Origin of the sequence: Caballeronia sordidicola, from assembly GCF_002220365.1 — a bacterium.
GTDB lineage: Bacteria > Pseudomonadota > Gammaproteobacteria > Burkholderiales > Burkholderiaceae > Caballeronia > Caballeronia sordidicola_C.
On record NZ_MTHB01000029.1, the window covers coordinates 21,562 to 33,620 of the forward strand.

General features: G+C 57.5%; 8 protein-coding genes. 4 read left to right on the plus strand and 4 right to left on the minus strand.

Features of this window, described 5'->3' with window-relative positions; all coding sequences use genetic code 11:
• Window positions 1–61: 61 nt before the first annotated feature.
• Complete coding sequence (locus BSU04_RS04400; RefSeq protein WP_089159485.1) at window positions 62–835, minus strand: YkgJ family cysteine cluster protein; 774 nt, start codon at window positions 833–835, stop codon at window positions 62–64.
• A gap of 595 nt (window positions 836–1,430) precedes the next feature.
• On the opposite strand from BSU04_RS04400, the gene BSU04_RS04405 reads away from it, so the two are divergent.
• The 4 genes from BSU04_RS04405 (at window position 1,431) to ald (ending at window position 6,672) form a co-directional block, all read left to right on the plus strand.
• Window positions 1,431–2,546, plus strand: coding sequence for a porin (locus BSU04_RS04405; RefSeq protein WP_089159454.1), 1,116 nt, complete (start codon window positions 1,431–1,433; stop codon window positions 2,544–2,546).
• Between the two features lie 172 nt (window positions 2,547–2,718).
• The gene (locus BSU04_RS04410; protein WP_089159455.1) at window positions 2,719–3,540 is read left to right on the plus strand and encodes a hypothetical protein; all 822 of its coding nucleotides are present in this window, start codon (window positions 2,719–2,721) and stop codon (window positions 3,538–3,540) included.
• Between the two features lie 512 nt (window positions 3,541–4,052).
• Window positions 4,053–5,390 carry an MFS transporter gene (locus tag BSU04_RS04415; RefSeq protein ID WP_089159456.1) on the plus strand — a complete coding sequence of 446 codons (1,338 nt, stop codon included), beginning with the start codon at window positions 4,053–4,055 and terminating at the stop codon, window positions 5,388–5,390.
• A gap of 166 nt (window positions 5,391–5,556) precedes the next feature.
• Window positions 5,557–6,672 carry an alanine dehydrogenase gene (gene ald, locus BSU04_RS04420; protein WP_089159457.1) on the plus strand — a complete coding sequence of 372 codons (1,116 nt, stop codon included), beginning with the start codon at window positions 5,557–5,559 and terminating at the stop codon, window positions 6,670–6,672.
• A gap of 119 nt (window positions 6,673–6,791) precedes the next feature.
• Here ald and BSU04_RS04425 read toward each other — a convergent pair whose 3' ends face one another.
• From BSU04_RS04425 to BSU04_RS04435, 3 genes are all read right to left on the minus strand, one after another.
• On the minus strand, window positions 6,792–9,068 hold the full coding sequence (locus BSU04_RS04425; protein WP_089159458.1) for a hypothetical protein: 2,277 nt from the start codon (window positions 9,066–9,068) through the stop codon (window positions 6,792–6,794).
• A 1,194-nt stretch (window positions 9,069–10,262) separates the two neighbouring features.
• A complete protein-coding gene (locus BSU04_RS04430; RefSeq protein ID WP_089159459.1) occupies window positions 10,263–10,865 on the minus strand; it encodes a GNAT family N-acetyltransferase in 603 nt (200 codons plus the stop codon).
• Window positions 10,866–11,019: 154 nt separating this feature from the next.
• A complete protein-coding gene (locus BSU04_RS04435; RefSeq protein ID WP_218827228.1) occupies window positions 11,020–11,889 on the minus strand; it encodes an alpha/beta hydrolase in 870 nt (289 codons plus the stop codon).
• Window positions 11,890–12,059: the final 170 nt, after the last annotated feature.

Consider the following 12,059-nt stretch of genomic DNA (forward strand, 5'->3'; position numbering starts at 1 on the left):
CAGTGTGAACCCAGTGAGCCCGGACCCATCCTGATCGATCGGTCCGGGCATTGATTGTGGATCACGCGGAGGCGGGGAAGAAGCCGAGGTAATCGAATGCGGGCGCGTCGGTCTTCACGTAATGAACGCCTGTTGCTCCTATGGACGTGAGCGTGTCCACTGTTTCGCGACGGTTTGACACGACCTTCCACTGCAGCACGTCCTCGCTTGCATCACGGCTCTCGCGAGCGCGTTTCAACGCGGCTATGGCAAGGTCGCCAGGCGGCGAGTAGACAACGAGTCCCTCGTTAGCCAGCGCTGCCGCATCAATGTCCAGATCAGCACATGCGCGCGCTTTGGCCGGGGCGTCGCTGACATCGGTCGCGCGCGATCTGGCAATCAACGCGAACGTCTCGGGATCGACCACGCGTTGTGCGCTCATCAGAAGCGGCTTGTCCGAGGCCCACGCTTCCGGCGGACATTCCTTCTGCTCAGGTTTCAATTCATTGAAAGGATTGATCTCCGCAGGATAGATCCGGCAGACAGTCGGACGTTGCTCATACACACCGCAACTCATGTTCGCTTGCAAGTGCGGACACGCGCCCTCGAACGATGCCGCGAGGACCACCACCACCCGCACAGGCAGCTCGCCGCTGGAAGCGGCGAACGACCGGCGCCGCTTATGCTGCGCCTGCAGGTTGTCAGCAGAGGGCTCGTCAGGCCACGGAACGGCTTCGCAGAGAAACTGGACATCGCCGCCGCGCTCAAGCCATACGAGCGCTTCGTCGACGCTCAAAGGCAGCTTGAGGTCATGGCAGCATTTGCCGCACATCGTGCATTCAAAATTGATATCCATCTGGTGACGCTTCTCCTCGAAAGGCATCTGTAAACGTCGTCAAGCGGTGTCGCGGTGTCGGATGATAAAGGGCGACCTGTATGCTAGTTCGGCGACTTCAGGCAACGGGTTACACGCCCCCGGTTTTCCTTGCGTGAATCTTCTGCAACTATGCAACGAGTGATCGTTCGCGTGCCTTGATCGATTGATGCAAGCTTCGTACGTCAAGCGAGACTCCTCCCGGGCAGATTCTATTCTCTTTAGAGGCGCAAGAAATACTCGGGCAAGGCGTGCGGTGATTGCCGGCCGCTCTGCCGGCCTACCCGTCGATCTGCCACCGTGCTGTTCCAAGATGCGAGATTATTCGCGTAGCAACAAAAATCTATTCGCTTCAAACGCCTTTATCTAGTGTCGATGTTTGAATAACTTAATGAGCACTTTAACCCGTGGGGGAAAATCCTCCCCTGCCTCCACGGCCGGCCCCGGATTTACCCAAGAGATCCGGGGCTTTTTTACCCGTTGTGAGCTCGATAAACGCAAAGAACATGACGACAGCTGCGTAATTGCAACGTCAGTTAAACCGACAACGCAGTCAAAATGGACTATTGGAGGAGACATGAACAAGCTCGCAGCCGTTGCGCTGGCATCGGTGTTGGCTACTGGCGCAGGAGCCGCGTGCGCTCAAAGCAGCGTGACCTTGTATGGGCGGATAGACGCCGGCGTGGAGTACATGAGTGGCGTACCCACGGGACAAAACCCCGTGACCGGTGCAGCGACCGGAAGCAGTAGTCGCTTCAGGGCTGAAAGCGGAGACTGGGGAACGAGTCTTTGGGGCATCAAGGGCGTGGAGGATATTGGCGGAGGCACCAAGGCCGTATTCCACCTCGAAGGCGCATTCAACACCATGACCGGTCAAGGTCCTTCGAACAACGGCTTGTTCGACCGGTATGCGACGGTGGGAATCGCCAACGACCGCTTTGGTACGGTGCTGCTTGGCAAAGAGCTTTTCCTCTCCAATGGGGTCTGGGACTTCGACCCGTTTGGGCAAAGCAACTGGTCATCGGCATCACTTGTTCGCGGCCGTAACTGGAATCACACGAGCAACAACATCTCGTACCAGTCTCCTACCATTGCCGGCTTTGACATCAGCGGGCAATACGCGCTGTCCAACGCGACCAACTGGAATGGCAACGGCACTACTGGGCAAGGCCGTGCGGACGCTATCCAGTTAACCTATACACAGCCGGTTTTTCAGATCCGCGCAATTTACGACGAATGGCGCGACGCCGCTAACGGAACGTTGGACGATGCGTTCAATTTCTCTCGCGAATACTTCGGCGGCGTCAATGTGTTCTTGGGGAAATTCAAGCTCCAGGCGGTTTATCAGCAATCGCATTCAAGTTCCGGCGCTTTATCGGGCGGCATCACGCTCACCCAGCAAGAATGGGGCGGCGTGACATGGCAAGCTACGCCGGCGGCCGCACTGATTGCCGCGGTGTATCACGTCAATGCGAACAACGGCGGTGGCAACGCGACCATCTATACAGTCGGTGGCACGTACAACCTGACGAAGCGTACCCTGCTCGATTTCCAGATTGCGACCGCCCGCAACAGCACCCATGCGAACTTTGGCTTGAACGCCAATTCCTTCGGCGATACAACCAGTACCGACAACCCGCTTCCCGGTCATAGCCAGTCGGGCGCATACGCCGGGATACAGCATCTTTTCTAGCGATTGATCAAGCGATGCGTCTTTCGTTGCGGTGTTTATCTCGATGCAACGCTTAGCAGATAGAGGCAGAAATTTGTTGGAGCGAAGCGCCCTTCAATAGACATCGCCTTCATTCCGGCTAAGCGCACTGCGAATTCGTGTACGATCCGGTTTTAAATCTGCCTGGCTTGCCATGCTCGCGCTAAAGCTGACGCTGGTCCCGTTCTTTCTCTTCGTCGTTTCCATGTCGGGCAAATGGTGGGGACCGACTATCGCCGGCTGGCTTGCTGGATTGCCCTTTGTTGCCGGACCGATCCTGTTCCTTCTAGTCCTGGATCATGGACCGGTTTTCGGAGCGCATGCGGCTACCCTCTCCTTGTCAGCCATACTCGCTTCCGAGGCATTCAACTTCGCGTATGCATGGACCTGCCGAACCAGGTCGTGGCCCCTTGCGCTAACCGCAGGATTGGGAAGCTGGCTCGTAGCAGCCATTGCCCTCGCTTCAATGCCGGCATCCCCGGCGTGGGCTATCGCGGCCGCGCTTGTTGCCGTCGCGTTTGGACAAACCTTTCTCCCTCGCAGCAATGCCATTGCCAGAGTTGCACCGCTTAGCCGCAACGACCTAGCAGGACGCATGATTGCCGGCGCTGCGCTGACGGTTGCGGTCACCACGCTATCGTCTGCGCTTGGCGCCAAATGGAGCGGACTTCTTGCGGTGTTCCCGCTATTGGGGATCGTGCTTTCTGTCTCGTCGCATCGGGCGCACGGCCCTGACTTCGTAGTGTCGCTTTTGCGAGGCATGGTACTCGGCCGGTTCTCATTCGCTGCGTTCTGCCTCTGCCTTATCTTCGCACTTCCCAGACAAGCGGCTTCCCTGGCATTCGTGGAAGCCGCCATCCTGGCAATGGCCGTGCAATGGACCACGAAACGCCTCGCACACGCACAACATGAGCGCACGGGTGAGGTGCTGACCGTGCCGGCATCGCGAGAGTCAGCGGTGAATGCCGAGCGGTGAGCGGTCAGTGATCAGCGGCGAGTAGTCAGATACTTTATTGCGCATGGCAGCAGGTTTAGATCTGCCCCAATCCGCCGTCGATTTCAATCTCGCCGGTTCCGCGTGTGAGACTTGCATAAACCCTCGCGGGGCGCTTTCCCGTAGACGCAAGCGGCCGGGCGCTCTCAGGTTTGCATTCCGTTCGGAAAAAACCGACTCCCAATCAAGTCGTCTATTGTCTTAAACAAGTAGAGAGTTGGCGCACTCAGCCATGAATGTCCTAGAACAACGCGTCAGGCTTGACGAGCGTTTAGCGGATATTCCGGTCAATTCGTGGTGTCAGAATCCGCAAGGAACACAGTCAGACAAGCCTTACCTTGAATGCTGGAGCGACCTGCAGCCACCCTCGCCCGTCTCATGGAAAACCCCGGCTCATTCATCGTCCTAGGACATCGGTTTGCGATCACACTGGCGGTATCTTGAATCAGCAGTGGCGCTCGTGTTGCCGCTGTCCATGATTCCGGAGGAAGACAATGAGCTACGCACAGCCAACGGCAAAACATACAGCTCGACACACCCCATCCAATCTTCTGCGGCGGGCAATCGCTGCGTCAGCGCTAGGCAATGCCACCGAATGGTTCGACTATGGCATCTACGCTTACGGTCTCACCTACATTTCGGCCGCCCTGTTTCCCGGCAGCACCGCCGAAGCCACCTTGTTCGCGCTGGCGACCTTCGCCATATCGTTTCTCGTACGGCCGCTAGGAGGTCTTTTCTGGGGGCCGCTCGGCGACCGGCTGGGACGTAAATATGTGCTCGCGCTGACAATCATCATGATGTCGGCCGCCACGCTTCTCGTAGGGCTGCTGCCCACCTACGCCAGCATCGGCTTATGGGCGCCGGCCTTGCTGATCGTACTGCGCCTCGTCCAAGGTTTCTCGACCGGCGGCGAGTACGGCGGAGCAGCCACTTTCATGGCCGAATACGCTCCGGACAAGAAACGCGGCTTCTGCGGCAGTTTCCTCGAATTCGCCACGTTGGCCGGTTTCTCTCTCGGCGCGCTGTTGATGCTCGGTTGTTCAGTTTTGCTAGGTAACGAAGCCATGCATGCCTGGGGATGGCGCCTGCCGTTCCTGATAGCCGCACCGCTTGGCATGATCGGGTTCTATCTGCGCGCCAGGATGGAGGACACACCCGTATTCCTCGAGATGGAACAATCGGCCGAAAAGAAGCAGCACGCTAAAATATCCCTGAAAGAACTGTTGACCGAGTTCTGGAAGCCACTGCTATTGCTGGGCGGCCTGGTCGTGGCACTGAACGTCGTCAACTACGTGCTGCTTGCCTATATGCCGACCTTCATGCAAAAGCAGTTGGGCATGAGTGACAACATGTCATTGCTGGTGCCGCTGATCGGCATGCTGGCAATGATGGTATTCCTGCCCTTCGCAGGCACGTTCTCCGATAGAGTCGGCCGCAAGAACGTGTGGTGGTTTTCCTTGATTGGTCTCTTCATTGCCGCGGTGCCTATGTTCCTGCTCATGTCGCATGGCACGGCTGGCGCGCTGATAGGGTTCGCGGTATTAGGTCTGCTTTATGTGCCTCAGTTAGCGAGCATCTCGGCGATGTTTCCTGCAATGTTCCCCACGCAAGTCCGCTATGCAGGCATGGCGATCGCCTATAACGTGTCGACCTCCATCTTTGGCGGTACTGCACCCATGGTGAACGAATGGCTCATCGGGCGTACAGGCAACAACCTTATTCCGGCTTACTACATGATGGGCTCGTGTGTGATCGGTGCGCTAGCCTTGATCTTCGTGACAGAGACCACCGGCTGTTCGCTGCGCGGGCGAGGTATTCCCGGTAAGGCGTAAAAGTAATCTTGCACAGGGCATCGTCAATGCGCGACGGCGACTGCCCTGGCTTTGCAGCAATACACCCTTGGCGGCTGCGGATCGCCGTGTATCCGCGTACAAGGGTTCGCTTGGGCGTCCATGGCCGCGGACGCCCGCACCGGTCTTCCCAGGAGGAGAGTGCATCATGCGTATCGGTCTGCCGAAAGAAATCAAGAACCACGAATATCGGGTCGGGCTGACGCCCGCGGGCGTTCGCGAGTTGGTGTCTCACGGGCACGAAGTTGTCGTCCAGACAGCGGCGGGTGCGGAGATCGGTTTATCGGATGATGCCTACAAGGCTGCGGGCGCCTCTGTGGTCGACACGGCGCAGGAGGTCTTCGCGCGCGCGGAGATGATCATCAAGGTGAAGGAGCCCCAACCCGCCGAATGCGCGATGCTGCGCGCGGGGCAAATTCTCTATACATACCTGCATCTTGCCCCCGACCCGGTGCAGACACGCGCCCTGATCGACTCCAAGGCCATCTGCATTGCATACGAAACAATCACGGGTCCTGGCGGCGGCTTGCCGTTGCTCGCGCCTATGAGCGAAGTCGCGGGCCGCATGTCGATCCAGGCAGGTGCGGCGCATCTGGAGAAATCGAAGGGAGGGATGGCGTTGCTGCTGGGCGGTGTTCCGGGCGTGGCCCCGGCGCACGTGGTGATCATTGGTGCAGGCGTGGTCGGGACCAACGCGTTGCAGATAGCAGTTGGCATGGGCGCCCGCGTGACGATAATCGATAAGAACCTAGAGCGTCTGCGCGCACTGGACGTAATCTTCGGCAACCGCGTCACCACGCTGTGCTCGAATGTGCAGACGATCGAGGACTCAGCGCACGCCGCCGATCTCCTGATCGGCGGCGTGCTTATTCCCGGCGCCGCGGCGCCGAAGCTCGTGACCCGCGACATGATTTCGCATATGAAGCCGGGCGCCGTTGTTGTCGATGTCGCCATCGATCAGGGCGGTTGCTTCGAGACGTCCCACCCCACGACACATACCGATCCGACGTTCATCGTGGACAATGTCGTGCATTACTGCGTGGCCAACATGCCGGGTGCTGTGGCGCGAACCTCGACGTTCGCGCTTACGAACGCAACAATCGGGCACGCGCTGGCGATCGCGGACAAAGGCTGGCGGCGTGCGCTGTCTGATGATCCGCATCTGCGAGCCGGCTTGAACGTGTGCGAGGGGCACGTCACTTACAAGGCCGTTGCACGCGCGCTCGGGTTTGCCTACGTGGCCGCCGAAAGCCTGCTTACCTGAGCCGAAACGGAACCGGAGCCATAAAAGCCAATGCCTCGCGTTCAACCGCGAGGCATTGGCTTTTTACTGACGGGGTGCTGCAGTCACCAGCGGCCCGTCAGGCATAGTCCCATCAAGCGTTACTGACCCGTGTAGCCGACAGGAACCGTAGCGTTGGACTTGGCAACCGTCGCATTGCTCGAGACGATATATTGCGGAACTTCAGTCAGCGTTAGCGTCACTTTGCCGTTGGTATAGGGCACCGTGCTGACATTGCCATAACCATCGATCTCCGTCACGTTGCCCGATGCGCCGGCCGCGTCCACCTGGAGCGAGTAGCTGGTCGAGTAGGTCTGGCTATAGAGCCCGCCCGATGCCGGCCATTGCGCATTGCTGTGTGCCCACACGGCCGTCACGACCTTGCCGTTACCGAGTTGCTGGAACGCATAGGCATACGTCCCGGCGGCCGTACCTGTTACGCGGCCAAGCGTATTGGTGCCGTCAAGCACCCGGGTCAGTGTCGCGAATGCAAGTGCTTCGGGCTTGGGTGAGAGGTTCGATGCACCGTACGCGCCCTGAGCGTCGTTCAGGTCGAAGAACGTGCCATAACCAGTCTCGCCGGGGTAGTCCGCACCATAGAAGAACGTGGACACTTGCGCGCCGCCACCCAGTGTAATGATGTGCGAGCGTACGCCAACGGCAGCTTGAGCAAACAGCTGATTCTGCGACGGTGACGTAGGTCCGTAGTTGATGCCCGGATCGTAGCTAGTCCCCGCTTCGGTGACGAACAGTTTCATGTTTGGCTTGCCGGCCTGCATGACGGAACGTAACTGACTCATCAGGTTGTCGAGCGCATTTGCCTGATTAGCCGGGTTCGGATCCGAATCCTGCAGTTCAGGCGGATGGGACGGATAGGTACCGGCATTCCAGTAACCGTGCGTCGACACTGCGTCGATATAGTTCCACAGACCGAGCGCGCCGAAGGTCTGCAGGTAACCCGTCGTGCAAGTGTCGCAATTGGCCGGGAATGGGTTGGTGGGACCCATCACGATGGCGTTCGGATCAGTGGAGTGCAAGCCCAGATAGGCAGCCTTGTACATCGCAACAAAGTTTGCCTGACTGTCAGCCCATCCGAGGCTTGGCTCCCAGGTCACCTGGTAGTAGTTGTTCTGCTGGGTCGGATAATTGGCAGCACGGATCAGGCTCGTGTCGGTGCCCACGCGGCCCATGAAGTTCTGGAACTCGGTCATGTTCACCGGCGCATAGTAGCTGTCGTTGAACTGACCCGTCTTCGAATCCCATGCCGGCAGTCCGTCAAGACGCACAATGCGCATCTGGTCGGGGTGAGCCTTGTAGAACGGGTCCAGGTCGCTGACGCTCGGCGTATAGGTGTTGGGGCCGTTCGGCTCCATGGCCGACACTTCGCGGTCGTCGATGGTCCACGAAATTCCCAAATCGTGCAACGCGGCAATGTTGTCGTTGAAGCCCTGCATGCCGAACCGATGCTGATCCTGGTGTGCATACGTCACCGTGCCAAGGACAGACGTGAGGTTCGGCAACACACCGAAAGTGGCAATGCCCATCGGGCGTGTACCCATGTTCGGCAACGTGCCGCCATTGGATTGCAACGTGGCAGTAATCGAGCCATAGCCGGACCATGTCGACTTGCACGACATGGTGGCGGTCTGCACACCGGACTTCACAGCGAAGCTACCTTGCGTCTTGGTGGCGCCGTTAGCATCGGCGACCGACCAGATGACCGTGTCTGCGTTCGGCGAGTTGGTCGTGACCGCTATGTTGAACGCTGTGTTATTCGGGAAAATGCGCATGCCGTCAGTTGTCGGCGTGTCGGCGCTGATCAAGCCATTAGCGGTGCCACCTGACGTTTGTGCAGGCGAGCCACATGAGATGGCCGAAGTACCTGGAGTCGGCGTGGTAGCCGGCGGCGTTGTGACGGGAGGCGTTGTGACGGGTGGCGTGGTCACAGGCGGAGTCGTAACCGGTGGCGTGGACACCGGCGGCGTCGTGACGGGCGGCGTGGTCACAGGCGGCGTCGTGACGGGCGGCGGCGTCACAGGAGGCGTCACAGGTTTGGTGGTAGATGCGAGGCTAACCCAGCACGATTTCCCGTAGCCGTAAGCGGGATCGGTCTGAGAGACAGCACCGACATAGCAGCCGACCCCATTCGTAAAGGCACGCGGGCTGGTCAGCATGGTGGACGGCGAGTTCGGCGGAACGGCGCCGAACACCACGGAGCCCTTGCCGGAAAACGTGCAGTTGTCGTTCTCACTCCCGCAGAACGTGTATTTCACGCCGCTGACAGTGATGGTGCTGCTTTGCGCATGGGCGTGACCGACACCGAAGATAGCCAGCGTCGTTGCGACCGAAATCGGAAGTAGTCTTAAATATTTCATCATAGTCCCTGTTGTGCTGCTACAAGTATTCCCCGAGGATCGACAAGATCAACCGAAGTCGTCCCGCGTTCGCGTTTATTTTGGAGCTGAGAGATTTGATGCGAGGATGCTGCTGATCGCTACCGTGCTGCAGCAACGGCGCCCTTCGACAATGTCGAACGCGCTTGCCCTTACGGGTTCCGACCGACCGAGGCTCTCGAGTGGAGAATCGGCCAATTACATGAAATAGGCTTTCATATAATTTGTCATCCTGATTAATGGCGAATTGATCCCTCCCGTCTCTATAGGATCAAAGACAGGAAACGGGGCTTGCTTCACGGAATCTAGTCAGGCGAAATCGTCCTGCTGTCACATGCCCGACTGCGGCTAGGCCGCACGCGGCGTTCTATCAGCAACTCAGCAGGTGATGGTTTCGCTCAAGTCGTTTGCACACCTATTTATACAAAATGTAAAATCAACTCCATGTAAACGAAAAAAATGCACAGCCTTGATAGATAACGGCAGGGTAACGGCATGCCTGATCGCCAATTCGTGCATCGACTCACCTCTCGCGGCCGCCCTGGTGCCGCACGCATGACCACTCACAGAGCGCCAAGCGCGCGCCCTGGCCGAAGACGTCATACAGGCGAAACGACCGGTTATCCGAGGCGAGCGTGTTAATGCTGCACTGCGATACCCTTCTACGGTTCGGGCGCACAGGTTTTCGCACGTTGAAAGCAGCAATCAATTCACATAGGGTAAATACTTCTGATATGAAGTCGTCTCGCTGCGATCTGGTATTAGTTACAGTGCACTTTGGATGAACGAATTATATTCGCAAAAAAACGTTTCATTCATGTAACGTTCGCGAAGACTGGGAAATAAGTAGTAGTTCCTCACACGTTATGCGATGAACGACCGCCATCCCAAAAGAGGCGAGAAAGAGGAAATCTATTCTCAACTTAATGCAGCTGGGCGAATTATTGGTTATTTAACTAAATGGAATCGTATGACGTTACCTTTTGTTAATCTTATGGGTAAATATAACCGAATCATTTCGTGGCATTAATCTTAAGAAACGAATATGGGCGATATAATAATTTCATTAACTAAAGCTTACTGTTTTCTTTCATAATTAATATGGCTCGCAACGAGGCGAAAATGCCACGCGTGAGTCTTTTGCTGCACTGCATAATCCGCTGGTTTGCCGGTCCGGTCTTATTTCAAGCGCATCTTCTGCCGCAGCAATGCCTTTACCTCCGGCCATTCTGAATCAATGATGCTGAACCGCACCGAGTTGCGCTTGCGGCCGTCGGGCATGATGCGCTCGTGCCGGACAATGCCTTCCTGCTTCGCGCCAATGCGCAGGATAGCCGCTCGGGATTTTTCGTTCAGCTCGTCAGTGGTGAATTGGATGCGCACAGCGTTCATGGTTTCGAACGCGTAGGTCAGCAGAAGATACTTCGCTTCAGTATTGACACCCGACCGCTGTACCGAGGCGCTCAGCCAGGAGTGGCCGATTTCGAGCTTTCTATTAACGCGATCGATCTTCCAGAACCGGGTGCTGCCCACCACCTCTCCGGTCTCTCGCTTGACAATAACAAACGGCATCACCGTTCCCGCCTGCTGACCTGCCAGCGCAGTGGCAATATACTGCCCTGCCGTCTCGGGACCGGGAACGACCGTCACCTTCATGGTCCACAATTCACCATCTGACGCGGCGTTCACCAGCGCCCCCTGATGCGATGACTGCAAAGGACGAAGTTCAATGCTGGGACCGGTCAGCGTAGGTTGGATATCATGGGAAACGTCAGGGATCATGGCCAGCAACTTTGCTTTTGAGGGCCTTAATCATAAGTCAAACCCGGACAAGAGATTCCGGTTTGGGGCAACCACGGAACTCCGGTCAAGGTCGGGCCGGGTCCTGGACGACCCATCGTCCGTTTGCCCTGCTGGTCGCCAAAACCGCTTCGCATCAAGGCCGGTTTTGCGTCTTCTGCATCCAGTCCGCAATGCCATCGACTACCTTTCCTTCTATTCCATAGTAGCCATGCGGGGTTAGGGAGCCGCACTCATCCTGCGTACGTTGAGCGCCGCCGCTCACGGTCAGGACTGCTGCAGGAGCGTGGCGAATCGATTGCGCGATTGACTGCGCCATGGACGGCGGTGCGACCTTGCATCGGTCATCCACGTTAGCAACAACCAGCGAAGGCACACGGACATCGTCAGGATGTGCATCGAACACTGTTTCATGAGAGCCGCCGAGAATGGACACGGACTCGGTCAGGATCAGGCCGGCAAGAGAACTTCCTCCCGCATGCGATGCGGCGTTCATGGCGGCGATGGAACCTTGGCTGGTACCAAGCACCCATACAGGGACATTTGCCTGCCTATGGGCGAACTCAATGATCTTTTTCGTTACCTCTGCATACGCGGCGCTGCTACGCTGCCCTCGCATGGACTGGTGACCCAGCGCATCGACCAGCACGATGCCATAACCCTGGTCACGCCAGAGATCGTCCGAGCGCACGACGAAGTTTTTCGCATTCTTGACCTGCCCGCTCTTCTCGATGTCGATCTCGCCGGTGCCGCCGGGAAACATCACGATGATGCCTTTTGTTTCGCGCCTGGCAGCAGTGTACAAAACACGCTGGAAACCTCCGCCTTGCAAAGGCAGGTCTTCCACTAAGCCCTCACCGGCCGACAATACCTCCACGGCCTTGACGCTGTCCGGTGAGGAGTGACGCGACTCTATTTCACGTCCGCAGGCATGCGTGCCGGCAACACAGCAAATGGCTGCAAGCAACATGCGAAATAGAAAGTGACGCGGCCCAGGTTGAAACATTCAACGCTCCTGTCGGGCTAAGCAGCCCAAGTGAATTTACCCGGCGCGCCGACTTGATCGACCGGAAAAGCGCACAGGGTACAAAGCGAAGATCAGAATGTAAAATATGTTCTATCGGCTATTGCCATATTAATTCCATATACCTGTGTGGGTCAGGATTGGGGCCTGTC

Bases quoted from the DNA above. Each gene is read 5' to 3' on its own strand.
- BSU04_RS04435 (WP_218827228.1), bottom strand. From the start codon at position 11,889: ATGTTTCAACCTGGGCCGCGTCACTTTCTATTTCGCATGTTGCTTGCA.
- BSU04_RS04430 (WP_089159459.1), bottom strand. From the start codon at position 10,865: ATGATCCCTGACGTTTCCCATGATATCCAACCTACGCTGACCGGTCCC.
- BSU04_RS04400 (WP_089159485.1), bottom strand. From the start codon at position 835: ATGGATATCAATTTTGAATGCACGATGTGCGGCAAATGCTGCCATGAC.
- BSU04_RS04405 (WP_089159454.1), top strand. From the start codon at position 1,431: ATGAACAAGCTCGCAGCCGTTGCGCTGGCATCGGTGTTGGCTACTGGC.
- BSU04_RS04415 (WP_089159456.1), top strand. From the start codon at position 4,053: ATGAGCTACGCACAGCCAACGGCAAAACATACAGCTCGACACACCCCA.
- ald (WP_089159457.1), top strand. From the start codon at position 5,557: ATGCGTATCGGTCTGCCGAAAGAAATCAAGAACCACGAATATCGGGTC.
- BSU04_RS04425 (WP_089159458.1), bottom strand. From the start codon at position 9,068: ATGATGAAATATTTAAGACTACTTCCGATTTCGGTCGCAACGACGCTG.
- BSU04_RS04410 (WP_089159455.1), top strand. From the start codon at position 2,719: ATGCTCGCGCTAAAGCTGACGCTGGTCCCGTTCTTTCTCTTCGTCGTT.